The following is a 26,295-nucleotide window of genomic DNA, read 5'->3' on the forward strand; positions in this document are numbered from 1 at the left end:
CCGCTACATTAACATTGTTGGATTAAAATCAATTGAGATTTGTAGCTCTTTTTGCATTTCTGCCTGATAATGTTCATTTACCATTTTGAGCACGTTCTTTAAGTTTGGTTCCCGTTTGTATTTTATCATGCATTGATAACGATATCTATCTTTTATCCTTGGAATTGCTGAAGCAACCGGTCCTAACACCATCGTTTGCTCTGTGCAGTGCGCCCGTAAATGACCGACAATTTTTTCCGTCACTTGCACTGCCTTTAATAATTCTGGATGAGATACTGTTACAAGTACAACATAGTAATAAGGTGGATATTGTCTTGTTCGTCTCATTTGCATTTCTTGGTCAAAAAACACATCATATTGTTGGTTCTTTGCTAACTCTATACTATAATGTTCTGGCGTATACGTTTGAATTATAACTTCCCCTGGCAATTCATGTCTGCCTGCTCTTCCACTTACTTGCGTCAATAACTGATACGTCTTTTCACTCGCTCGAAAATCAGGCAAGTGAAGCATCGTATCTGCAGTTAAAACCCCGACAAGCGTTACTTTAGGAAAATCTAATCCTTTCGCAATCATTTGTGTTCCAAGTAGTATATCTGCTTTTTCTTCCCCGAACGCCTTTAATAATTTTTCATGCATTCCTTTGCGACTTGTCGTATCTACATCCATTCGAATAACTCGTGCCTCTGGAAATAGTTTTGTAATTTCTTCTTCTACCTTTTGTGTACCTGTACCAAAGAAACGAATATATGTACTTTGACAAGCAGGACACGCAGTCGGCATATTCTCTTCGTGACTGCAGTAATGACATTTTAAACGATGGTTCATTTTATGATATGTCAGCGAGATATCACAATGCGGACATTGTACAACATACCCACAATCACGGCACATAACAAATGTAGAATGACCTCTTCTATTTAAAAAGAGCACCATCTGTTCTTTCTTTTCTAATCGATCTGCTATTTTTTCATGCAATGCCTTCGAAAACATGGAACGATTCCCGTCACGAAGTTCCTCACGCATATCAACAATCTCTACTGTTGGTAACGCTTGTTTATTCATACGTTTTTCCATCGTTAGTAATTCATACACACCTTTTTTCGCTCTTGCAAACGATTCAAGTGTCGGTGTTGCACTACCAAGAACGATAGGACATTTATGATATTGCCCCCTCCAGACAGCTACATCCCTTGCATGATACCTCGGATTATCTTCTTGCTTATAGCTCGATTCATGCTCCTCATCAATAATAATAATCCCTAAATTTTCAAAAGGAGCAAATACAGCTGAACGTGCACCAACTACAACTTTCACTTCTTTTCTTAAAATCTTACGCCATTCATCATATTTTTCTCCAACAGACAGCGCACTATGAAGAACCGCAACTTGCGAGCCAAATCTGCCTTTAAAACGATCTACCATTTGAGGCGTTAGTGCAATTTCAGGAACAAGTACAATAGCTTCTTTCCCTTTCGCGAGCACCGCTGCTATAGATTGTAAATATACTTCTGTTTTTCCGCTTCCTGTAACACCATATAGTAAAAATGGATTGTAAGTTTCATTTGTAATTGATGATAAAATCGGTGCAATAACTTGCTTTTGTTCCTCCGTAAGTGGGAATGGTTTCGTTTGTTCAAAATCATCATCGTCATACGGATTTCGGTACACTTCCACATACTTTTCTGAAATTAGCCCCTTTTTAACAAGTGCTTTAATCGGAGCGTCTGTTATTTGCAACTCTTCTGTTATCACTTTCAACGGCACACTTTTATAATTTTCCACAAAATAATAGAGTACATCTTGTTGTTTTTTACTTTTCAGTTCAAATGCTGCTAACTCCAATTTATCTTCTGACAACTCCGGTTGAACGACTCTTTGTTTCTTCTTTTGCACTTTATCTTTTACCTGATAAACAACTTCAATCGTGCCATTTTTAATTTCTTGTTGAATCGTGCGGTATAGATGCGGCTGCGTCTCAATAGCTTCCCAATCTATCGCTTCTTTGTCCTGAAATAAAAACAGTAGTTCAGGTGCTACTACTTCTTGTTTACGAAGTTGTAGACGCTTTTTATACGTAGCTTTTATCGCCGTTGGAAGCATGACTTGAAAGGCTGAAATCATATAACATAACGTTTCGCTTGTAAGCCAATATCCAAGCTTTAATAATTCCTCGTTTAAAACTGGTGTTACATCTAATATTTCATGGATTGTCTTTAGCTTCTTACTTTCTACTTCAGCCGAATCTTTGATCCCAATAATAAAGCCTTGCAATTTCCTTGGGCCAAATGGAACTACTACACGCATGCCTGTCTGGACAATATCTTCCCACTTTTTAGGGATAATATAATCAAATGGTCGATCTGTCTGACGTGCAGGTACATCAACAATTACACTTGCAAATTTCATAGACGATCATCTTCTAACATCATTTCAATTTGCTTTAATATTTCACGAGCAACCTCTTTCTTCGTTAAAAGTGGTAACTCGATGACTTCTCCATCTTTTCTATACATTGTTACAATGTTTGTATCTGTACCAAATCCAGCTCCTTGTGCCTTTACATCGTTCGCAACAATCATATTCGCATTTTTCTCACGTAATTTTTTTGTTGCGTATTCTTCTACCTTTGTCGTTTCAGCCGCAAAACCGATAAGTAACTGTTGATCCTTCATCTCACCTAACGTTTTTAAAATATCTACTGTTCTCTCGAGTTCGATTACAGCATCTCCATTTTTCTTTTTCATTTTATTATCATGAACATATTTCGGGCGATAATCTGCAACTGCTGCTGTTTTAATGACAACATCTACGTTTTGATACTGTTGCAGAACTACTTCTAACATATCTTGTGCAGATTCCACTTGTACCGTATTTACATGTAATGGTGGGTTTAATGCTGTCGGTCCCGAAACAAGTATGACATCAGCACCTAAGTTCGCTGCCACTTCCGCAATTGCATATCCCATTTTCCCAGAAGAAAAATTGGTCATAAAACGCACTGGATCAATCTTTTCACGAGTTGGGCCAGCAGTTATTAATATTTTTTTTCCTTGCAACGGTTTTTGTTCGGAAAAAGCCTCTTCTAACCGTGCAATAATTGCTTCCGGTTCTTCTAGTCTTCCCTTCGCAACATAACCACACGCTAAAAAACCTTCTCCAGGCTCAATAAATGTATATCCTAACGTTTTCAACGTCATCATATTTTTTTGTACAATTTTGTTTTCATACATATGCACATTCATAGCAGGTGCAATCCACACTGGGGCTGTAGTAGCTAACAAAGTAGTTGTAATCATATCGTCTGCAATACCACCAGCTAACTTCCCAATACAATTGGCAGTAGCAGGTGCAACAAGTACTACATCTGCCCAATCTGCTAAATCGATATGTGCAATAACAGCCGAGTCTTTCTCATCGAATGTATCTGTATATACATCATGGCGAGAAAGTGCTTGAAATGTAAGAGGCGTAACAAACTTCATTGCCGACCCACTCATCATTACTTTTACAATAGCACCAGCTTGTGTCAATTTACTAGTTAACGCAGCCGCTTTAAAGACCGCAATGCCTCCTGTTACACATAGAAGTATCTTTTTCCCTTTTAGCATATGGCTCGTCCTCTTTCTTTTTCAAACTTATAATACTGAAACAGAATTCCCAGCTCATCAGTACCAATATTTCTTCCCTATCGTAAAAAAATAACAACCTACTTGTAAATAGGTTGTTACCGTTACATAGAAAATTATAAAGTCTATGTTTTAATTTGTCGAAAAGAATGTCTTAATCGATGATTTTGCCTTCGCTTGGTACATATTTTAATACTTCTGCATCGATTTCTTCTAATGATTTACCTACACATTTATGAGAAACAGGTTGCTCGATAACACAGTTATCAGCAAGTTGCATTTCACGCGCACGTTTTGCAGCTACTGTTACAAGTGTATATTTAGAATCGATTTTTGTTAATAATGAATCAATTGATGGATTTAACATAATTATAGACCCTCCGTCATTTCTTTATAATATTTTGCTACTCTTTCGCGGCGGCAATGTTCACCAACCACAATTGCTTTAATTCTTTCACAAGCTAATTCAACTTGATCGTTTTCTACAACATAGTCGTAAGCGTCCATCATTTCGATTTCTTCTTTCGCTACCGTTAAACGATTTTCAATAACATCTTCAGTTTCTGTACCACGGCCGACAATACGGTTCTTTAGTTCAGATAAACTTGGAGGTGCTAAGAAAATAAATACACCTTCTGGGAAAGCTTTCTTAACTTGAATTGCTCCTTGCACTTCAATTTCTAAGAATACATCTTTTCCTTCTTGTAATGTTTTTTCAACATAGTCAATCGGTGTTCCGTAATAATTACCTACAAACTCAGCCCACTCAAGTAATTTTTCATTACGAATCATTTCCTCAAATTCTTCTCTCTCTTTAAAGAAATAATCCACACCATCTACTTCACCTTCACGTGGCTTACGTGTCGTTACTGAAATGGAGTACTGAAAACGTGTATCCTCATGACTAAACAGCTCTTTTCGAACCGTTCCTTTACCAACCCCAGAAGGTCCTGAAAGAACGATGAGCAATCCTCTTCTACTTCTCATAAATATGTAAAACCTACCCTTCCTCACTTAAATCTTCTTTATTATTCAAACGATGTGCAATCGTCTCTGGCTGAATTGGACTTAATACCACATGCCCATCATCCATAACAATAACCGCCCTTGTTTTTCTCCCATACGTAGCATCAAGCAAAGCATTATGTTCGCGTGCTTCCTGTACTGTTCGTTTAATAGGAGCTGACTCCGGACTTACAATAGCAATAATTCGATGAGCAGATACAATATTTCCGTATCCAATATTTAAAAACCGCATGGCCATAGTTTGCGCCTCCTAGTAAGTCTATCCGATTTCTCCACCACGTATAACTTTATATATTTTTTGAAAGCTACTCAATATTTTGTACTTGTTCACGAATTTTTTCAAGGTTATTTTTCATTTCTACAACATATTTTGAAATTGTTAAGTCATTTGCCTTAGAACCAATCGTATTAATTTCTCTATGCATCTCTTGCACGATGAAATCCATTTTCCTTCCAACAGGCTCTTCAATCTGCAGTGTTTCACGAAATTGCTCTAAATGACTTTGCAAACGAACTAACTCTTCGTGAATATCACAACGCTCTGCAAAGATTGCGACTTCTGTTAACAATCTTTGTTCATCTAGATCTTGATTATGTAATTCTTTTAAGCGATTTTCTAATCGTTCACGATATTTTTGTGTAACAATCGGTACATGCGGAATAATTGCATTTACACAATTGTGAATCTCTTGTAAACGATACGCTATATCTTTATGTAATCGTTCTCCTTCGCCATCTCTCATCGTTTTTAACATATGAGCAGCTTGGCGAACAGCCTCATATAAACCGTTCTCAAATTGTTCATTTACATTTTCTACTTCTTCAATCGCTGTTACTTCTGGCATTTCCATTAATTGCTGAAGTGTAATAGAATCTTGTAATTGAAATTTTCCTTTTATATCTTCCATAATCGATTGGTACTGCTCAAGAAGCGACCAATTCACACTTAATTTTCTTTCAACAAGCCCTTCACCCGTTATACTAATAGACACTTCAATGCGTCCACGCCGAACTTGTTCTGCAATTATTTTACGAATTTTTTCTTCAAATATCATCATTTGCTTCGGAAGTCGAATACTCATCTCTAGGAAACGGTGGTTCACCGATTTCATTTCTACTGTAATTTGAAAAGTATCATTTTCTACTTTCGATCTTCCAAATCCTGTCATACTACAAATCATTTTTATCACATCCAAGCCATGAAATAACTCAATGAAAAAGGTAATAGAGACAAGGCTCTACTACCTTCTGTAAATTATATCACATTTTCATATCATTGACTATTTCAAGTTTAATCCCTTCTTATATAATACTGGCTTTTCCTTCTTCCCCTTTTTCCCTGTTAATAAAGAACCTACTAACAAGAAGGTCGGAATTGATGACAAACCTCCAATTAACAACCAATCTCTCGCTTGTATTGGCATTGTACTAAAGATCGGTTGTAGCGGTGGGTAATATATAACCACTAACATTAACAGTAAAGAAATAATAACCGCTCCTACTAAATACACGTTCCCAAACGGATTACGGTGGAAGATAGAATGTTCACTCCGGCAATCAAATACATGAATAAGTTGTGCAAGTACCAACGTCGCAAACGCCACAGTTTGTGCATATTTCAGTTCATTTGGATGTTGATTATATGCAATAATAAACGCCACTAACGTCACTGCTCCAATTAGAAAGCCACGGCTTATAATTTTCCAGGCAAGCCCTCTAGCAAATACCCCTTCTTTCGGATGACGCGGCGTTCTCTTCATAACGTCTCCTTCCGCCTTATCCAATCCTAATGCCATCGCCGGTAATCCGTCAGTCACTAAGTTCACCCATAAAATTTGAATGGGAACCATCGGCAGCGGTAATGCAAGTAACATTGCAAATAACATGACTAAAATTTCTCCTACGTTCGATGCTAATAAATAACGAATAAACTTACGTATATTCTCGTATATATTTCTACCTTCTTTAATTGCTGATTTAATCGTAGCAAAATTATCATCTAGCAAAACAAGAGAAGAAGCTTCTTTCGCAACATCTGTCCCTGTAATTCCCATCGCTATCCCAATATCCGCTGTTTTTATAGCCGGAGCATCGTTTACTCCATCACCTGTCATCGCTACTATATGCCCTTTATTTTGCAACGCCTTAACAATTTTCAATTTATGTTCAGGTGATACTCGAGCAAATACATACGTGTCTTCTACAACACTTTCTAGTTCCTCTACATCCATATTCGCGAGTTCTACTCCTTCAACAACACGTCCACCAGGTGGTAAAACCCCTAATTGTTCCGCAATTGCCATTGCTGTCACTTTATGATCTCCTGTAATCATCACTGTTCGAATACCAGCTTCTCTGCACTCTTTTACAGCCTGTTCTACCTCTGGTCTTGGCGGATCAATCATTCCCTGTATCCCGACCAACATAAAATCTTTTTCAACGTCTCTTTCATGTTCAATAGAATCTGTTACTTTTAATGGCTTAAATGCAACTGCAATTGTTCGGAGCGCTTGACTACCTAAACTATGAATAGCCGCCTGTACTTCTTTTCTATACAACTCACTTAACGGTTGTTGCTTATCCCCCCATAAAATCGTTTGACTCATTTGCAGGAGGACATCTGGTGCTCCCTTCGTAACAAGAAACTTTTTCCCCTCTCTATCTCGCACAATAACACTCATCATTTTTCGAGTTGAATCGAATGGAAATTCACGAATAATTTCAAATTTCCCTTTCAGTGCCTCACGCGTTATCCCCGCTTTCATTGCTGCAGCTACAAGTGCTCCCTCAGTTGGATCTCCATCTAATACATACGCCTTTTTCTTTTGAATAATATTTGCGTTATTACAAAGTGAACCAAATGTTAGTAGTTGATACAGTGCTTTTGTTTTAGCTGGATCGCATTCTTTTTCACCTTTCAAAAAAGAGCCATTAGGTTCATATCCTTGACCCGTAACTTTCCATAATTCCCCACCTGACCACATATGTGTTACCATCATTTTGTTTTGCGTCATTGTTCCTGTTTTATCAGAGCATATAACAGAAGCGCATCCTAACGTTTCTACCGCTGGTAACTTCCTTACAATTGCTCTCTTTTTAATCATACGCTGTACACCAAGCGATAAAGCTACTGTAACAATTGCTGGTAATCCTTCAGGAATAGCAGCAACAGCTAGCGACACGCCTGCTAAAAACATATGATACACTTCATTCCCTTGATATACACCGGCTAATACAACAAGCGCTGTCAAAATAAGAGCCACAATAATTAATATTTTCCCGAGTTGCTCTAATCTTCTTTGCAGTGGTGTTTCCATTTGCTCTGCATTTTGTAACATATTTGCAATTTGGCCCATCGCTGTATTCATACCAGTTGCTACAACGACCCCTGTTCCAGCTCCTCGTGTAATCATCGTACCCATAAAAGCCATATTTTTTTGATCACCAATTGAAACATCTTGCCCCTGCAGAGCTTCTACCTTCTTCTGCACCGGTACTGACTCTCCTGTCAAAGCTGATTCTTCGATATATAAACTTGATGCCTCAACAAGACGTACATCCGCCCCAATACGATCACCACTAGAAAATTTAATGATATCACCTAAAACAAGTGCTTTAGACGGTGCTTTTACCCACTTTCCATTCCGCATTACAGTAACTTGCGGGGCGGCTAGCTCTTTTAAAGCTTCCAGTGACTTTTCAGCCTTTCTTTCTTGAAAAAAGCCAAGAATACCATTGATAATAACAATCGCAACAATCGCAATAGAATCAATGTATTCACCTAAAAAAGCTGAAACTATTGTTGCACCAAATAAAACAAGTACCATAAAATCTTTAAACTGCGCCAAAAATACCATCAGTGCAGAAGGCCTTTTGGCTTCATCTAATTCATTTGTACCAAATTTTTTTATTCGCCCTTCTGCTTCCTTCTCTGTAAGCCCAACCTTCACATTCGTATTCGTTCTTTCTTCCACTTCGTGTGCGCGCATTCCATACCAGTTCATCCCGCTATCGACCTCCTGATTCCAGACATACTCTATTGAAAGCTTATTCAGCCTCGTCCAAAAAAATGCTATAATTAACTTTTAGTTAGAAAGGAGTGTTCATTTATGGCATTCGATGGATTATTTACAAGAGCAATTACACATGAAATTGCAAATTCTCTTTACACAGGAAGAATTTCCAAAATATATCAACCTTCAAAATACGAGATTTTATTACATATTCGAGCAAACGGAAAAAATCAAAAACTAATTCTTTCCGCTCATCCGACATATGCACGTTTACACTTAACAAATCAAAATTACGATTCACCTGCACTTCCGCCAATGTTTTGTATGCTTCTTCGTAAGCATTTAGAAGGTGGGTTCATTGAAAAAATTGAACAAATTGATTTAGAGCGCATTATTCAAATTACCGTTCGTAGCAGAAATGAAATTGGTGACGAATCGCTAAAAACATTAGTAATTGAAATAATGGGACGACATAGTAACATCATTTTAGTAGACACAAAAACAAACAATATTTTAGATAGCTTAAAACACGTTTCTTTAGCGGTAAACCGACATCGAACTGTATATGCTGGAGCGGAGTACATTGCACCACCAGCACAACATAAAATTAACCCACTCCAGATTGAAACAAATGATGAATTTATTAGACCGCTAGACTTTCTATCTGGAAACATGGATAAACAGCTTGTCGGCACCTTTACGGGAATTTCGCCGTTATTCGCAAAAGAAGTAGTGAAAAAAGCAGGTATGGTAAATGAAAAGGCATTAGCGGACGCATTTTTCTCCATACAAAAACCATTACTAACTCATACATATTCACCAACAATGACTACTTCAAATGGGAAAGAATTCTTTTATCTTTTCCCTCTTGCACACTTGCAAGGAGAAGACAAGACATTCTCATCTGTTAGTGAATTGCTAGACCGTTTCTTTTTCGGAAAAGCAGAGCGCGACCGTGTAAAACAACAAGCTTATGATTTAGAGCGCTTTATGCAAAACGAAAAAAATAAAAATGAGAAGAAACTCATTAAACTAGAAAAAACATTACAAGATGCCGGAAAAGCAGATAAATATCAACTATTCGGAGAACTACTTACAGCCAATATGTACGCTTTGAAAAAAGGTGATAAAGATATTGAAGTCGTTAACTATTACGACGAAAATGGCGGAACTGTAAAAATTACATTAGATCCTTTAAAAACACCATCTGACAATGCGCAACGCTATTTCCAAAAGTACCAAAAAGCGAAAAATTCAGTTGTTGTTGTAGAAGAACAAATCGAAAAAACAAATGAAGAAATTATTTATTTTGATAGCTTACTTCAACAAATGGAAGCTGCTTCTTCAAAAGATATTGAAGAAATTCGCGAGGAATTAGCTGAAGAAGGTTATATGCGCAATCGTAAAGCAAAAAATGCTAAGAAGAAACCAACTAAACCGGTATTAGACAAATATTTAGCTAGTGACGGAACAGAAATTTTCGTCGGTAAAAACAACAAGCAAAATGATTATTTAACAACGAAGTTTGCCCGTCGTGATGAAATTTGGTTACATACGAAAGATATCCCTGGGTCTCATGTTGTCATTCGTTCTCTTGAACCTACCGAAGAAACCGTGTTAGAAGCTGCTAAAATCGCTGCCTATTTCAGTAAAGCAAAAGATTCTAGTTCTGTTCCTGTAGATTTCACCAAAATACGCCATGTCAAAAAACCGAGTGGTGCAAAACTTGGTTTTGTTACGTACGACAATCAGCAAACCGTATATGTAACACCTGATGCTGATACTGTAATGAAATTAAAAGCGTAAATAAAAAATGCGTTGCTTATAAGCAACGCATTTTTTACATTCGTTCACACTAGTTCATATACCCATTCACTAATTCATAACATCTTTCTTTTGTCATCTTGTATTTTTCATCTGCTGCTTCAATATATTTCATCGTTCCATTATTTTCATCCGTAGCAATTGCTTTAACCTTACTTTCCTTTTCTTTAACCCATGCAACTTGTTTCTTTTTCAACGACTGAAACGCATCAGCTGACATCGTATTTTTTAATGTGCTGTAAATTTCATTTAGTTTATTATCCCACAGTTGATAATTTCCTTCTATTTCATTTACTATGTCATTTGTTGACATAACATTTGTATGTTTTTCTTGGTTTTCTAGAGCTGCTAACTCATTTAAAACCTTAGTTTTCCCCACCGCTGACGAAGTTTCTTTTTTTGAACTAGTAGACGTACTAGAATCATTCCCCTTAACTGTTTCTTGCTCTTGAACAAAATCTTTTTTCGTTACCTTTTCTTGCTCTTCATCATCTACATTGTGAGTAATAACCGAGTTTTTTGCGTCGACAGCAACTACTCCGTTACTTTCTTTAAAAATATATTTTTTATTTCCACTATTCTCTTCTCTAACGAAAGAGACATTCTTGAAACCTTGTACTCTAAGAAGTTCTTTAGCTTCTTCTTTAGTTAACTTTAAATCTACTGACGTATTTGATGACCATCTATCCATTAACCATTTTCCATCGGTATACACTAAGACAAATTCCCACATCTCCGCTTCATTACCCATATCATTTGCAAGAGTAAGCGTCTCAATCTTTAAGACATCATTTTTCTGTGAATAAGTTGTCCTCACGTCCGGCTCAATATGAATCGGAAATGGTAACATATCTGTTTCCCTTGATCTATTAAATGTATCAAGCAATCCTGGAAGCTCCTTCTCCACAAACTTATCTGAAACTAGCCCCTCAACGCCTTTTTTAGCTGTAGCTAAATCTCCAGGATTATTTCGGCTCCATCCATTTTCTTTTTCCATCTCACTAAATGCATTTGCTATTGCATCTACACTCTTTCTTACAATCTTTTTCGCTTCTTTTTCTTTCACTTCTGGCGCTTCATCAAGCTGTTCAATCGTTTCATTTACTTGAACTTTGTTTTCACCTTTTTCACAACCTGTTACAACTAGCATACTAGCAGCCAAGCAAAATGATATTACTTTACTTAATTTCTTCATGTACTCACAATCCTTATTCCTTCATATTCGTTACGTTTCCCTATTTCCGAGAGAAATCCAACAATTACCTATTATATCAATAACAGTTATTTATTTATATATTAAATTTTATATCAGAACGAAACAAAGGACATACTTTCAAAATATATACTAAAAACCTCTTATCCTTTTCTTCCATATTGTCAAAAAAATTGACAGCGCTCTTTCGAATTTGTATAAATTTTTTGACACCTTGTAAAGAAACTGAAATTGTGATCGATATTTTTCTCATTCTCCCACTGATAATTGAAATAATCTGTATTTCACGAGCAGCCCACCACCCACAAATAGCGGGATAAAGTGAAACTTTAATCAGTGGGGGTTTTCTTCATCCCCCACCTAACTCCTTTGCTTTCGCTGAATTTTGAGGTGTGGGTCTTACTGCCCATTAAAGCGGGATAAATTCCCTACCTAAAAGATATGCAATTTCTGTTATCTTTTCTCTAACAATATTTTTTGGCACGCTATTTGCTTTATTCAATACTGTGAATAGGGGGAATTAACATGACTTTAAAAATTAATAAAATCCAAAATCAACTACAAAATTATGAAATTGACGGATTGCTTATTACAAAAAAAGAAAATCGCCAATATGCAACAGGCTTTACAGGTAGTGCTGGCGTCGTCTTAATCTCTGCGGATAAAGCTGTTTTTATAACTGATTTTCGCTATGTAGATCAAGCAAAATCACAAATAAAAGATGCTGAAATTATTATGCATAAAGGAAATTTAGAAAAAGAAATTGCAAATCAAGTATCAAAATTAAACATTCAAAAACTCGGAATTGAAGAGAACAACATGACATTGCAACAATATAAAAACTTACAAAAATACGTACATGTAGAAATGGTTCAAGTGTGCGAAATCATCGAAAATATTCGTATTATTAAAGACATGCCTGAAATAGAAACAATGAAAATCGCAGCTAATATTGCTGACGAAGCATTTCACCACATCCTTACGTTTCTAAAACCAGGAATAAGTGAAAATGATGTACGAGATGAGTTAGAATTTTTCATGAGAAAAAAAGGAGCTACATCCTCTTCATTCCAAATCATTGTAGCTTCTGGCGTTCGTTCTTCACTTCCTCATGGAGTTGCATCAAATAAAATAATCGAACGAGGCGACGTTGTTACATTAGATTTCGGTGCACTTTACGATGGATATTGTTCCGATATAACTCGTACTGTAGCAATCGGAGAACCATCAGAAGAATTCAAAAAGATATACAATGTTGTACGAGAAGCGTTAAAACGTGGGACTGAAGCAATTAAGCCTGGAGAAACTGCGAAAAGTATCGATGATATAACGAGGGATTACATTACAGAACATGGATACGGTCAATATTTTGGACACTCTACTGGTCATGGGCTTGGATTAGAAATACATGAACCTCTTCGTCTATCCCAAGAAAGTAAGGCTACTTTAGAAGAAGGTATGGTTGTTACCGTTGAACCTGGTATTTACATACCAAACTGGGGCGGTTGTAGAATTGAAGATGATATTGTCATCACAAAAGACGGATATGAAGTTATTACAAAATCAAATCGGGAACTAATTGTTATCCCTTGTTGAAATCATAGAAAAAAATGCCACCGAATAAGGTGGCATTTTCTTTTATTCATTAGCGAATAGCTTTTCATTTACTTTTTTAGCGACTACCGCTACCAACATTAAAATGCATATTAAATATATCGATTTCGCAATAAATAACCAGCCTTGAAACATTACAATTCCATCTATTATCTCATTTCCTTTCAATAACAAAAATGGAATCGTGCTTATTACAATGACAAACTCGATGCTGAAAACAATTTTCTTTTTTCGGCTATATGCCTTCCATTCTTTCCAGCGATACATAGGTGCAAAAATCAATACTCCTATACATATGCCCTGAAACAACTGATAATAGTAAACAAACGAGCACACCATAATAACCTATTTTCTCTCTCATTCGTACTCCCCCATTCTACTTCTCCTTTAATATGTAACTTACTACGCTTATAACAATTCTTAGAAAAACAACAACGACAATTACAAGATAAAGACCTTTTGCAGAAGACATCCATTCTTGAAAAATAGACATTTTCTCCATTTGCTTCTGCCCTTCTATTAAAATAAACCCTACGAAAAATGAGCAAATAACAATGATACCTATCATCATTCCGATACTTTTCTTACTATATTGTTTCATATCTTCCCAGTTATATAAAAGTATAAATACAAACCCGAAAACAGGTATAATACTGATCCATTCATTACTTGTAAACAGATTCAAAATGATTAATAGACTACAAGAAAGGATGAATCCCCAAAACCCAATTTTTTTGCGCATAAACCCTCCTCGAATTCCATTTTTAGGATTAATTGTATTGTAACATCCATTTCTACTTCTTACCATTACAGTACATGAAATTTCACTTTTTTCTTTTTCCTATACTCACATACTTTTACTGCTTTCATACAATAAACTACACGAATGCCTAAAGGATGTGAATGTTATGGGAGTTGAATTAACGCTGTTGCATGCTCTCTATATTCTTTGTTTACTCACTATTATTACTTTTTTTATTCTCCGGAAAGATACGACGATTATTTGTATCGTTTTTATCTTTTTATTAGCATTAACCGCTACAAGTTCTATCCCTCTTGCCGTTAGCGGTATTTTTCAAAGTTTCATTTACGCTATTACTGAACTATTACCAACTATATTAATCATCTCCATTATCGTATCAATGAGCAATCTACTCGTTCATACTGGCATAAATGATACGATGATTTCACCATTTACAAAGATGATTCGTACCCCTACCCTCGCCTACTGGATTATCGGCCTTTTAATGATGACAATTTCTTTCTTCTTTTGGCCTTCTCCAGCTGTCGCTTTAATGGGAGCTATTTTATTACCCGTCGCTGTACGCGTCGGCCTTCCACCAATTGGAGTTGCCATTGCTATGAACTTGTTCGGACACGGCATCGCCTTATCTGGTGACTTCGTTATTCAAGGTGCACCGAAATTAACAGCGGATGCTGCTGGTCTTCCTGTTTCCAGCGTTGTTTCTGCCAGTGTTCCCCTCGTTATCGTTATGGGTATTGTGACAACTTCCGTCGCATTTTTCTTCTTACGAAAAGAATTCCATACAGGCTTATCTATACAAGAATCTATCCCATCAACTGAGTCTTCTAAAACGCTCACTTCATTATCTCCTCGGACAAAAAAATGGCTCGCTATTTGTATTCCGATCGTATATGCCATCGATATCCTTTGCATGATTCAATTTAAACTACAAGGAAGCGACGCAACTGCACTTATCGGCGGGACGACTGTTATTATGATTATCATTATTTCCCTCATCGCTTACAAAGGAAATGGACTGAATAAAACGACCGATTATTTTATAGAAGGGCTCCAATTTGGATTTAAAATTTTCGGCCCAGTTATTCCAATTGCTGCACTCTTTTATTTAGGAGATAGCGGTTTTGTAAAAATTATCGGAGACTATTTACCGAAAGGTTCACATGGAATCATTAACGACTTAGGGATCGCCTTATCTCAAACTGTTCCTTTAAACCAATATGTATCGGCGGGAACATTAACTATCGTTGGTGTCATAACAGGCTTAGATGGGTCTGGTTTTTCCGGTATATCACTTGCTGGTTCAATTGCCAATCTTTTCGGAACAGCACTTGGGCATGGAACAGCTACATTAACAGCACTCGGGCAAATTGCTGCAATCTGGACCGGAGGCGGGACTTTAATTCCTTGGGCGCTTATTCCTGCCGCTGCCATTTGTAAAGTGGATCCATTTGAACTTGCAAGACGAAATTTTTTACCGGTTGTGATTGGCTTAATTGTCACCACAATCGTTGCGATGTTTATCCTATAACATAAGCAAGTGTTCTCTTGCTTATGTTTTTTTATTGTAAAATTCATCATGAATTACTGGCTTTCAAAAGGAGTTATGTATATGTTAGCGAAATTATATTAAGAGAGTATTTATTCCAAAACGTTTACGAGAAACAGATTACTTCCATTAGAAAAGGGGACATAACTATGAATGAATTGATTTTCGTCTTATTAATTTGTCCATTACTTATCTTTATCGTTTCTGTTATTGGAACGCGCAAGACGAAAACGTATTACGTAATGCCGATTGTAACGTTTGCTAGTTTTTTAATAATAGGTGTTATCGCCTTTACTCCAAAATTTTTCTTTTGGGTTGGCATGTATAGCATTTTCTCATTTATTGTTTCTTATATGACGCTATTGTTTGTAAGAGGATATGAAGTTGCGGAAAATGCTAAATAGTTGTTAGCAAGGAGACAGGAATATGGTTTTCTTTGATATTGATGGAACTTTACTTGATTATGAGGCCGCTGAAAGAAATGGTATTATAGATTTTTTTCAAATATATAATAATATTTTTTCAGGCAATGAATTAGAGGCAACGAAAGTCTGGCATGAATTATCAGAAGAATATTTCAACAAATTTTTATCCAAAGAATTATCTTTTCAAGAACAACAAAGTATGCGAATGTATCATTTATTTAAAGCATATGGAGTAAACTTATCTCCCGAGGAATCTCAGCATAAATTCAATCAATATATAGAACTATATAAGAACAACTGGACCGCGTTTGAAGATGTAAACTATACATTACAGACCTTGCAGGAAAAAGGGCACTCATTAGGTATCATTAGTAATGGTGAATATGAGCAACAAGTCGAAAAGTTAACTACTCTAAACATTCTACAATATTTCAAATACATATTTACTTCTAGTGAAATTGGGATATCGAAACCAGACCCTAAAATTTTTCAAAGAACTGTATTACAATCAAATCTTGAAATGAAAGATTGCTATTATATTGGCGATCGATTAGAAACAGATGCAATTAGTAGTACAGCAGCTGGAATGCATGGGATATGGTTAAATCGGGATAACTTGCAACTCAAGTTTGATGTTCCTACTATCTGTTCTTTACATGAAGTTTTAACAATAATATAAAAAGACGACCGCGTTCCCCCGCGGTCGTCTTTTTCGTGTTACGCTGTGATCCAAGCTTCATTAGCTGGATTTTTACGCCACTCTTGTAATTTTTTCGTTTCAGCTTGTCCGATCATACCTTTTTCTGCTGCTACTTCAGTTAATGCACTGTAGTCGCTTAAAGAGTATGATGCTACGTTAGCTGCTTCTAGTTTTTCTTTTCCTGCTTCTAGCTCGTATGTGAAGATTGATACGATTCCTAATACTTCACATCCAGCTTCGCGAAGTGCTTCTACACATGTAATTGCACTACCGCCAGTTGAAATTAAGTCTTCTACTACTACTACTTTTTGACCTTTTTCAGCTTTTCCTTCAATTTGGTTCCCTTTACCGTGACCTTTTGCTTTACTACGTACGTAGCACATTGGTAAATCCATACGATCGCTTACCCATGCAGCGTGCGCAATACCAGCAGTTGCTGTTCCTGCAATAACTTCTACAGTTGGGAAGTGCTCTTTAATTAAATCTTCTAATCCAGCTGCAATCGCTTGACGTACTTTTGGATAAGATAAAGTTAAACGATTATCACAATAAATTGGTGATTTCATACCTGAAGACCAAGTGAATGGATCATTCGGTTGTAAAAATACTGCTCCAATTTCTAATAAATGCGATGCGATTTCTTTTTTCATACTGTTACACCTTCCCACTGTTGTTTTACTATTTTATACGCTTCAAGCGGATTTTCCGCTTTTGTAATACTACGTCCAACTACGATGTAGCTTGAGCCAAGTTCCCTCGCACGTTTCGGTGTTGCTACGCGCACCTGGTCATTTACATCATCGCTTGCAAGACGAATCCCCGGTGTTACTGTTACAAATTCATTTCCGCATACTTCACGTAATTTCGGAACTTCAAGTGTTGAACAAACAACACCATCAAGTCCACTTTCTTTCGTTAGTTTTGCATAATGAGCAACCGCTTCTTCTAACGTTTTCTCAATGCCAATCTCTTTTTTCATCATAGCTTCCGAAGTGCTTGTTAGTTGTGTAACTGCAATACAAATCGGTCTCTCTTTTCCTTCTTGCTTACCTTCCTCTAATCCCTCAATCGCAGCTTTCATCATACTGCTTCCCCCAGCAGCATGAACATTTACCATATCAACATCTAGACTAGCTAGGCTACGCATAGCGCTTTTTACTGTATTCGGAATATCATGAAGTTTTAAATCTAGGAAGATCTTATGCCCTTTTTCTTTTAAGTACGTAATAATCGCAGGGCCTTCTTTGTAAAATAACTCCATACCCACTTTGACAAATAACTCTTCCCCTTCAAAGTGGTGTAAGAATTGTTCTACATCTTGTTTCCCTGGAAAATCTAGTGCAACGATTAACGACTGTGACATGTTTGCTTCCAGCTCCTTCCTTGACATTCCGAAATGTGATCAAATCCTAATTCATCTAGTAATGCTGGTAATTCTTCAATAATTGTCGGACATACGAACGGATCGATAAAGTTCGCTGTTCCAACTGCAACCGCGCTTGCGCCAGCATAGAAGAATTCAATTACATCTTCCGCAGTTTCAATACCACCCATTCCGATAATCGGAATGTTAACCGCTTGGCTTACTTCATGTACCATACGAATTGCTACTGGCTTAATCGCAGGACCTGATAATCCGCCTGTACGGTTTGCTAAAATTGGTTTAGCTGTTTTTAAATCTAGACGCATACCAAGCAATGTATTAATCATCGTTAAACCGTCCGCACCCGCATTCTCAATTGCTTTTGCAATCTCCACAATGTTTGCCACGTTCGGTGACAATTTCACATATACCGGTACTTCAGAAACCTCTTTTACTCGCTTCGTTAAATCAGCAGCAATTTCAGGATTCGTACCAAAAGCGATACCACCCGTTTTTACGTTTGGACAAGAAATATTTAATTCTAGCGCATGAACATTAGGTGCCTTTGAAATTTCTTTCGCAACTGCTACATAATCCTCAGCTTGTGAGCCAGCAACATTCGCAATAATCGGAAGATCAAATTGCTCGAGAAAAGGTAATTCAGAATTCATTACCTTTTCTAATCCAGGATTTTGAAGCCCGATTGCATTTAGCATTCCGCCTGGTGTTTCCGCAACACGAGGCGTTGGGTTTCCGTAACGAGGCTGTTCTGTTGTCGCTTTAATCATAATTGATCCAAGTACACTTAAATCATAGAACTGTGCATACTCACGACCAAATCCGAAGCAACCAGATGCTGGGATGATTGGATTTTTTAATGATAACCCTGGTAATTCAACTTGCAATCTGTTCATAGTACAACCTCCCCGATTGGAAATACTGGTCCGTCGCTACACACCTTCTTGTAAGAATGTCCACTCGGATCTGCTTGTAAATGGCATACACATGCAAAACATGCTCCAATGCCACAGCCCATACGCTCTTCTAATGAAATGTAGGCTTTTCTCTCTTTATAGCGTCCTTCTAATGCACGAAGCATCGCTAAAGGTCCACATGAGTATAGAATGTCAAAGTCGATTCCATAGCTATCAATTACATCTGTTACAAAGCCTTCTGTACCATGCGTACCATCAACTGTTGCAACATACGTATCACCAAGCTCTGCGAATTTCTCTTCATAGAAGACAACATCTTTCGTTTGGAAACCTAAGATGTGAATAACGCGTACTCCCTTTGCTACAAGACGCTGTGACAATTCATATAGTGGTGGTACACCAATTCCCCCTCCAACTAATAGAGCCGTTTGTCCAGCTTCCGCTTCTTCTACAGGAAAACCATGTCCAAGTGGTCCTAACACATCTACAAGTTCACCTTGTTTTCTTTTCGCTAATGTTTTTGTTCCTTGTCCTTCCGCACGATATAGCATTGTAAATTCGTTCTTGTCTTGATCGACATTACAAATACTAATTGGGCGGCGCAGAAGGGGCGTAATGCCCTCTGCTACCTTAATGTGTACAAACTGCCCTGGATCGTTCATTTGCTGCACTAGATCCCCTTGAAGCACTAATTCGTAAATGTTTTTTGCGATTTCTTTTTGGTTAACGACGATCATATTTTGCTTTTGCATCATGCATGTACCACCTCGTGACGCTTCGTTTGCGTAATTTCTTTCATTGAATGAGCTGAGAATGTCATAGATTCTAGTACTCGTAAGATTGCTCTCGTTGTATCAAGTGATGTTAAGCAAGCCACACCATTTTCTACTGATTCACGACGAATGCGGAAACCATCACGCGCTGGTTGTTTGCCTTTTGTTAATGTATTGATTACAAACTGTGCTTTTCCTTGACGGATAATATCAAGTAAGTTGTATTCTTCAGAATCAATTTTATTTACAACTTGCACTGGAATGTTTTGCTCTGCTAACGATTGTGCTGTTCCAGCTGTTGCTAATAAGTTATAGCCGATTTCGTGGAAACGTTTTGCAATTTCCATTGCTTCTTCTTTATCTTTATCCGCTACAGTGATGATTACTGATCCGTGCGTTGGGATGTTAATTCCTGAAGCAACTAACCCTTTGTATAATGCTTTTTCAAGTGTTAAGTCTTTACCCATTACTTCCCCTGTTGATTTCATTTCAGGTCCTAATGTTGTATCAACTGAACGTAGCTTCGCAAATGAGAATACCGGTGCTTTTACATACACTTCTTTCTCTTCTGGGTGATAACCAGTTCCATATCCTTGTTCTACAAGATCTTGACCTAAAATAACTTTCGTTGCAACATTCGCCATCGGTACGCCTGTAATTTTACTTAAGAATGGTACTGTACGACTCGCACGTGGATTTACTTCAATTACATACACTTCATCTTTGAATACTACAAACTGAATGTTTAGTAATCCAACAATGTTTAAACCTTTTCCAAGTGCAATTGTATGTTCAATAATTTGTTCTTTCAGTTTTGCAGATAAGCTTTGCGGTGGATATACTCCGATTGAGTCACCAGAGTGAACTCCAGCGCGTTCAATATGTTCCATAATACCTGGAATGAATACATTCTCACCGTCTGAAATTGCATCTACTTCAATTTCTTTACCAACCATGTAACGATCGATTAATACTGGGTGATCTGCGTGAACTTTAACCGCATTTTTCATGTAGTGCAGCAGTTCTTCTTGACGATATACGATTTCCATCGCGCGTCCACCTAGTACGTAAGATGGTCTTACTAATACTGGGTAACCAATTTTGTCAGCGATTGCTACCGCTTGCTCTACAGTCGTTGCTGTTTTACCAACTGGTTGCGGAATACCAAGTTGTGTTAGAGCTGCTTCAAACTTATCACGATCTTCTGCACGGTCTAAATCTTCAAGTGATGTTCCTAAGATTTTCACACCGTGAGCCTCTAATTTAGCAGCTAAGTTAATTGCCGTTTGTCCACCGAATTGGACGATAACACCTTCTGGTTTTTCTAAATCGATAATGTGCATTACATCTTCGATTGTTAATGGTTCAAAGTATAATTTGTCAGAAATACTGAAGTCTGTTGAAACTGTTTCTGGATTGTTATTAACAATGATTGCCTCATATCCCGCTTCTTTAATTGCCCATACAGAGTGAACTGTTGCATAGTCAAACTCAACACCTTGACCGATACGGATTGGACCAGATCCTAGAACTACTACACTCTTACGATCTGTTCTAACTGATTCATTCTCGTCACCATATGTGCTGTAGTAGTATGGTGTTGCAGATTCAAACTCTGCCGCACAAGTATCTACCATTTTATAAACAGGAGTTATGTTGCTTTCTTTACGCATATCGTAAATTTCACGCTCTGTTTTGTTCCAAGCATTGGCGATGTAATGGTCACTGAAGCCCATTTCCTTCGCTGATTGTAATACTTCCATATTTCCTACATTTGCTTTTACTTCGCGTTCCATGTTTACGATATTTTCAACTTTTTGTAAGAAGAAGAAGTCCATTTCACACCAATTGTTGATTTCTTCTTTCGTTACACCTTGACGAATTGCTTCTGCTACAATAAACAGTCGCTCATCATCAGCTTTTATAATGCGTTTTTTCATTGTCTCTTTATCAAGCTCTTTTAAATGCTCTAACTCTAAGTGATAAACACCAAGTTCTAAAGAACGAATCGCTTTTAATAATGATTGCTCTAAGTTACGTCCGATTGACATAACTTCACCAGTTGCCTTCATTTGTGTACCCAGTGTTCTGTTTGCTGATTCAAACTTATCAAATGGCCAGCGTGGAATTTTTGAAACAACATAGTCTAATGCTGGTTCGAAACAAGCATATGTTTTTTGTGTTACTGGATTTATAATTTCATCTAATGTTAAACCGACTGCAATTTTTGCCGCTAGCTTCGCAATTGGATATCCAGTTGCTTTAGATGCTAGTGCAGATGAACGACTTACACGCGGGTTTACTTCGATTACATAATATTGGAAGCTATGTGGATCAAGTGCAAGCTGAACGTTACATCCACCTTCAATTCCTAATGCACGAATAATTCGTAATGAAGTGTTTCGTAACATTTGATATTCACGGTCACTTAATGTTTGGCTCGGTGCTACAACGATAGAATCACCTGTGTGAACCCCAACTGGATCGATATTTTCCATGTTACATACTACAATCGCGTTATCATTTGAATCACGCATTACTTCATATTCAATTTCCTTACAACCAGCAATGCTCTTTTCTAATAAACATTGTGTTACCGGACTATGTTTTAATCCACCTGATACGATTTCAATTAGTTCTTCTTCATTACTACAGATTCCGCCACCTGTTCCCCCCATTGTAAATGCTGGGCGAACAATAACTGGATATCCAATTTCTTTTACAAATTCATGTGCTTCTTCTAGCGTATGAATAATGGTACTAGATGGAATTGGTTCATTTAATTCCTGCATTAAGGTACGGAATAAATCACGATCCTCCGCTTGCTCGATTGCTGATAATTTTGTTCCTAAAATTTCAACTCCGCACTCTTCAAGTATGCCTGATTTCGCAAGTTCAACAGCCATATTCAGGCCTGTTTGACCACCTAATGTTGGTAAGATTGCATCTGGACGTTCTTTACGAATGATACGGCTTACGAATTCTAGTGTTAATGGTTCTATATATACTTTATCTGCCGTTGCAGTATCTGTCATAATTGTTGCTGGGTTAGAGTTAACAAGGATTACTTTGTAACCTTCTTCTCTAAGAGATTGACAAGCTTGTGTACCAGAGTAGTCAAACTCTGCTGCTTGCCCAATTACAATTGGTCCTGATCCGATTACTAAAATTGTGTTAATGTCTAGGCGTTTTGGCATAACTCTTCCCCTTCTTTCTTGAAGTTTTCAATCATTGCTAAGAAATCTTCGAACAAATCGTTTGCATCTTCTGGTCCTGCAGAAGCTTCTGGATGGTATTGTACTGTAAATGCTGGGAACTTCGTATGACGAAGACCTTCTACTGTTCCATCATTTAAAGCAACATGTGTAATTTCAAGTTCTGTATTTTTAACTGATTCTTCTTCTACTGCGTAACCATGATTTTGAGATGTAATTGCTACTTTTCCAGTTGCAAGATGTTTTACCGGATGGTTTAAACCACGGTGACCGAATTTTAACTTACTTGTATTCGCACCAGATGCTAGAGCGAATAGTTGATGTCCTAAGCAAATTCCGAATAAAGGAACTTTACCGATAATGTCTTTTAACATTTCAATTGCTTCTGGTACATCTTTTGGATCTCCAGGTCCGTTACTTAACATAATTCCATCTGGGCTAAGACGTAAAATTTCTTCTGCTGTTGTATTGTAAGGTACTACAATTACATCACAGTCACGTTTATTTAATTCTCGTAAAATACCATGTTTCATTCCGAAGTCTACAAGTACAACTCGGTGTCCACGGCCTGGGCTTGGGTATGGATCTTTCGTTGATACGCGTTTCACGTGATCTGTAAATACTGTCGCTTTTAATTGGCTCACGATGTATTCCACATCTGCATCCATGTTACATAGACGTCCACGTAATGTACCGTATTGACGAATTTTTCTCGTTAATTTTCTTGTATCAATTCCTGCTAACCCTGGGATATTTCTTTCTTTTAAGTAATCATTTAACGAAATTTCATTACGGAAGTTTGATGGATGATCACAAATTTCGTTTACGATTAAACCATTTACAGATGGGTGAATTGATTCAAAATCGTCACGGTTGATGCCGTAGTTTCCGATTAATGGGTACGTGAATGTTACGATTTGACCGCAATATGATGGATCAGATAATGTTTCTTGATATCCAGTCATTCCTGTTGTAAATACAACCTCACCTGACTTTTCGATTTCTCCTCCGAAACCTTTTCCAATTAATACTGTTCCATCTTCTAAGATAAGTTGTCTTTTCATACTAATGCACTCTCCTTTTGCCATGCGATCTTACCACTAACGATTGTCATTACCGGCCATCCTTGGCATTTCCAACCTGCGAATGGTGTATTTTTTCCTTTTGATAAGAATGTTGTTGGGTCAATCTCTTCTTCTTGTTCTAAATCAATGATTGTAATATCAGCTGTTCTACCTTCTTTCAGGCGACCTGCTTCTAAGCCGAATGTATCAGCTGGTTTTTCTGTTAAGAATTGAATTAACTGCTCTAATGTAATAATTCCTTTTTTCACAAGGTTTGTGTATAGAAGTGGGAATGCTGTTTCAAAACCAGTAATTCCGAATGGTGCTCTTTCAATTCCTTGCGCTTTCTCTTCCGCTGTATGCGGTGCATGATCAGTTGCGATCATATCAATTGTTCCATCTAATAAACCTTCAATTAGTGCTGCGTGATCTTCTTTTCCACGAAGCGGCGGGTTCATTTTAAAGTTAGGATCAGCTGATGGGATATCATCTTCACATAACACTAAGTGATGAGGTGTTACTTCTGCTGTTACTTTAATTCCAGCGCGTTTCGCATCTCGAATTACGCGTACAGAACCTTTCGTACTTACGTGACATACGTGATAGTGACAATCTGCCGCTTCAGCAAGCAGTATATCCCTTGCAATATGTACAGATTCACATACTGATGGGATACCGTTTAATCCGTGTTTCTCAGAAAACTTCCCTTCATGTACACAACCTTTATTAATAAGAGTATTCTCTTCACAATGCGCAACTACTGCCATATTTAATTTCGCTGCACGCTTCATAGCAGCTAACATCATGCTAGCATCTTGTACGCCTACACCGTCATCAGTGAAAGCAAATGCTCCAAGTTCTTTTAATGTTTCGAAATCTGTCATTTCAGAACCAGCTTGGCGTACTGTAATTGCTCCGTATGGTAGTACGTTGACATGCGCTTTTTCTTTAATACGATTTTGCAAGTCTTCCATATGTTCTCTGCAATCTGGTACTGGGCGTGTATTTGGCATTGCACAAATTGTAGTGAATCCACCTTTTGCCGCTGCTAGTGTACCTGTTTCAATTGTTTCTTTATGTTCACCACCTGGTTCACGAAGGTGTACGTGTACATCTACTAATCCAGGTGCGATTAACTTTCCGTTCACATCGATTACTTCAGCATTATCTGCCGTAATATTTTCTGCTACCTTAGCGATTTTACCGTCTTGTACGAGAAGATCTGTTGCTACGATTTTTCCTTCTTCATTCATATAACGACCATTTTTAAACAAGTAATTCATGTTTCATTCCTCCTAATACATTTGGTAAGGCGCGTTTTAGTACAGCCATTCTTACGTAAACTCCATTTTCCATTTGTTTAAATATGCGTGAACGCTCACACTCAACAAGTTCACTTGCAATTTCAACATCACGGTTTACAGGAGCTGGATGCATAATAATGCTTCCTTCTTTCATACGCTTTTCTCTTTCCACTGTTAATCCGTGTTTCTCATGATACTCTTTCATAATGTCTGTTTCATAATGATCATGACGCTCATGTTGTACACGAAGTAACATCATTACATCCACTTCTGGAACAAGTTCATCTAATGGTTTGTATGTTCCAAACGTGCTGTCTTCATCTTTCCACTCTTCTGGACTTGCAAAGTAAATTGTTGCACCCAGTTTCGTTAATGCTTCTGCATTAGAACGTGCTACTCGGCTATGACGAATATCTCCTACTATCGCAATCTTTAATCCTTCAAATCTTCCAAACTCTTGTTTAATTGTAAGAAGATCGAGTAGGCACTGCGTTGGATGGTTTCCACATCCATCTCCAGCGTTTAAGATTGGGATATTTACCTGTTCTTTTAGTTCATCGAAGTAGCGATCTTGCTCATGGCGGACGATCACCGCTTTTGTTCCGATTGATTCCAGTGTTCTTATCGTATCGTATAAAGTTTCTCCTTTTTGTACGCTTGATGCATCCGCTGAAAAGTTTAAAACTTCAAGTCCTAATCTCTTCTCAGCAACTTCAAAGCTAAATCTCGTTCTCGTACTATTCTCAAAGAACAAGTTCGCAACAAAAGTTTGCTCTGTCGTTTTGCTCTCTTTTCCATTCGCGAAATCTTCTGCGTCTTTTAGGATTTCTGAAATTTCTACTTCCGATAATTCACTCATCGTTAACAAATGGCTCATCGTCATCC

The 26,295-nt window shown here is 37.4% G+C and carries 22 protein-coding genes and 1 pseudogene; 5 read left to right on the forward strand and 18 right to left on the reverse strand.

What is annotated here, in order from left to right:
- Window positions 1–3: 3 nt before the first annotated feature.
- The 7 genes from priA to CER22_RS00560 all read right to left on the reverse strand — a co-directional run bounded on the left by priA (window position 4) and on the right by CER22_RS00560 (window position 8,659).
- A complete protein-coding gene (gene priA / locus CER22_RS00530; RefSeq protein WP_088064293.1) occupies window positions 4–2,409 on the reverse strand; it encodes a primosomal protein N' in 2,406 nt (801 codons plus the stop codon).
- Window positions 2,406–3,611: a bifunctional phosphopantothenoylcysteine decarboxylase/phosphopantothenate--cysteine ligase CoaBC gene (gene coaBC, locus CER22_RS00535; RefSeq protein WP_088064294.1), complete on the reverse strand. Its 1,206-nt coding sequence runs from the start codon at window positions 3,609–3,611 to the stop codon at window positions 2,406–2,408. The genes priA and coaBC overlap by 4 nt, the downstream gene beginning before the upstream one ends.
- A gap of 172 nt (window positions 3,612–3,783) precedes the next feature.
- A complete protein-coding gene (gene rpoZ / locus CER22_RS00540; RefSeq protein ID WP_000933965.1) occupies window positions 3,784–3,996 on the reverse strand; it encodes a DNA-directed RNA polymerase subunit omega in 213 nt (70 codons plus the stop codon).
- 2 nt (window positions 3,997–3,998) lie between these two features.
- Complete coding sequence (gene gmk, locus CER22_RS00545) at window positions 3,999–4,616, reverse strand: guanylate kinase (RefSeq protein WP_001257740.1); 618 nt, start codon at window positions 4,614–4,616, stop codon at window positions 3,999–4,001.
- A gap of 13 nt (window positions 4,617–4,629) precedes the next feature.
- Window positions 4,630–4,893 carry an extracellular matrix/biofilm regulator RemA gene (gene remA, locus CER22_RS00550; RefSeq protein WP_001251456.1) on the reverse strand — a complete coding sequence of 88 codons (264 nt, stop codon included), beginning with the start codon at window positions 4,891–4,893 and terminating at the stop codon, window positions 4,630–4,632.
- Window positions 4,894–4,960: 67 nt separating this feature from the next.
- Window positions 4,961–5,836 carry a YicC/YloC family endoribonuclease gene (locus CER22_RS00555; protein WP_000563111.1) on the reverse strand — a complete coding sequence of 292 codons (876 nt, stop codon included), beginning with the start codon at window positions 5,834–5,836 and terminating at the stop codon, window positions 4,961–4,963.
- 99 nt (window positions 5,837–5,935) lie between these two features.
- Complete coding sequence (locus CER22_RS00560; protein WP_088608065.1) at window positions 5,936–8,659, reverse strand: calcium-translocating P-type ATPase, SERCA-type; 2,724 nt, start codon at window positions 8,657–8,659, stop codon at window positions 5,936–5,938.
- Between the two features lie 105 nt (window positions 8,660–8,764).
- Between CER22_RS00560 and CER22_RS00565 the strand changes: the two genes are divergently transcribed.
- Entirely contained in the window at window positions 8,765–10,474 is a 1,710-nt protein-coding gene (locus CER22_RS00565) for an Rqc2 family fibronectin-binding protein (protein ID WP_087985060.1), read from the forward strand.
- A gap of 49 nt (window positions 10,475–10,523) precedes the next feature.
- Here CER22_RS00565 and CER22_RS00570 read toward each other — a convergent pair whose 3' ends face one another.
- Window positions 10,524–11,687 carry a lysozyme inhibitor LprI family protein gene (locus CER22_RS00570; protein ID WP_088608066.1) on the reverse strand — a complete coding sequence of 388 codons (1,164 nt, stop codon included), beginning with the start codon at window positions 11,685–11,687 and terminating at the stop codon, window positions 10,524–10,526.
- Between the two features lie 543 nt (window positions 11,688–12,230).
- On the opposite strand from CER22_RS00570, the gene CER22_RS00575 reads away from it, so the two are divergent.
- A complete protein-coding gene (locus CER22_RS00575) occupies window positions 12,231–13,301 on the forward strand; it encodes a M24 family metallopeptidase (protein WP_088064298.1) in 1,071 nt (356 codons plus the stop codon).
- 42 nt (window positions 13,302–13,343) lie between these two features.
- Here CER22_RS00575 and CER22_RS00580 read toward each other — a convergent pair.
- Window positions 13,344–13,680: pseudogene (locus tag CER22_RS00580) on the reverse strand (YoqO family protein).
- Between the two features lie 15 nt (window positions 13,681–13,695).
- Complete coding sequence (locus CER22_RS00585) at window positions 13,696–14,127, reverse strand: YoqO family protein (RefSeq protein ID WP_142293413.1); 432 nt, start codon at window positions 14,125–14,127, stop codon at window positions 13,696–13,698.
- 100 nt (window positions 14,128–14,227) lie between these two features.
- Here CER22_RS00585 and CER22_RS00590 point away from each other — a divergent pair, with 100 nt between their 5' ends.
- From CER22_RS00590 to CER22_RS00600, 3 genes are all read left to right on the forward strand, one after another.
- Entirely contained in the window at window positions 14,228–15,613 is a 1,386-nt protein-coding gene (locus CER22_RS00590) for a hypothetical protein (RefSeq protein ID WP_064474986.1), read from the forward strand.
- Window positions 15,614–15,780: 167 nt separating this feature from the next.
- A complete protein-coding gene (locus CER22_RS00595) occupies window positions 15,781–16,035 on the forward strand; it encodes a YbeF family protein (protein ID WP_001003934.1) in 255 nt (84 codons plus the stop codon).
- Between the two features lie 22 nt (window positions 16,036–16,057).
- Window positions 16,058–16,735: an HAD family hydrolase gene (locus CER22_RS00600; protein ID WP_088608067.1), complete on the forward strand. Its 678-nt coding sequence runs from the start codon at window positions 16,058–16,060 to the stop codon at window positions 16,733–16,735.
- A gap of 38 nt (window positions 16,736–16,773) precedes the next feature.
- Here the strand turns inward: CER22_RS00600 and pyrE are convergent, their stop codons facing one another.
- Genes pyrE through pyrB form a run of 8 tightly spaced genes read right to left on the reverse strand, consistent with a single transcriptional unit; the run spans window position 16,774 to window position 26,287 of the window.
- A complete protein-coding gene (gene pyrE, locus CER22_RS00605) occupies window positions 16,774–17,406 on the reverse strand; it encodes an orotate phosphoribosyltransferase (protein WP_088608068.1) in 633 nt (210 codons plus the stop codon).
- A complete protein-coding gene (gene pyrF / locus CER22_RS00610) occupies window positions 17,403–18,119 on the reverse strand; it encodes an orotidine-5'-phosphate decarboxylase (RefSeq protein ID WP_088608069.1) in 717 nt (238 codons plus the stop codon). The genes pyrE and pyrF overlap by 4 nt, the downstream gene beginning before the upstream one ends.
- The gene (pyrD, locus tag CER22_RS00615; RefSeq protein ID WP_001081053.1) at window positions 18,104–19,033 is read right to left on the reverse strand and encodes a dihydroorotate oxidase B catalytic subunit; all 930 of its coding nucleotides are present in this window, start codon (window positions 19,031–19,033) and stop codon (window positions 18,104–18,106) included. The genes pyrF and pyrD overlap by 16 nt, the downstream gene beginning before the upstream one ends.
- Window positions 19,030–19,809 (reverse strand): dihydroorotate oxidase B electron transfer subunit, encoded by a 780-nt coding sequence (gene pyrK / locus CER22_RS00620; protein WP_000983346.1) that lies wholly within the window; start codon window positions 19,807–19,809, stop codon window positions 19,030–19,032. The genes pyrD and pyrK overlap by 4 nt, the downstream gene beginning before the upstream one ends.
- The gene (carB, locus tag CER22_RS00625) at window positions 19,806–23,024 is read right to left on the reverse strand and encodes a carbamoyl-phosphate synthase large subunit (RefSeq protein ID WP_046957415.1); all 3,219 of its coding nucleotides are present in this window, start codon (window positions 23,022–23,024) and stop codon (window positions 19,806–19,808) included. Before carB ends, pyrK begins: the two co-directional genes overlap by 4 nt.
- Window positions 23,009–24,106, reverse strand: a complete 1,098-nt coding sequence (locus tag CER22_RS00630; RefSeq protein WP_000828668.1) for a carbamoyl phosphate synthase small subunit — start codon at window positions 24,104–24,106, stop codon at window positions 23,009–23,011. The genes carB and CER22_RS00630 overlap by 16 nt, the downstream gene beginning before the upstream one ends.
- A complete protein-coding gene (gene pyrC / locus CER22_RS00635; protein ID WP_088608070.1) occupies window positions 24,103–25,389 on the reverse strand; it encodes a dihydroorotase in 1,287 nt (428 codons plus the stop codon). The genes CER22_RS00630 and pyrC overlap by 4 nt, the downstream gene beginning before the upstream one ends.
- Window positions 25,373–26,287 (reverse strand): aspartate carbamoyltransferase, encoded by a 915-nt coding sequence (gene pyrB / locus CER22_RS00640; protein WP_048546070.1) that lies wholly within the window; start codon window positions 26,285–26,287, stop codon window positions 25,373–25,375. Before pyrB ends, pyrC begins: the two co-directional genes overlap by 17 nt.
- Window positions 26,288–26,295 lie beyond the last annotated feature (8 nt).

The organism is Bacillus sp. K2I17 (assembly GCF_002209985.1).
Lineage (GTDB): Bacteria > Bacillota > Bacilli > Bacillales > Bacillaceae_G > Bacillus_A > Bacillus_A wiedmannii.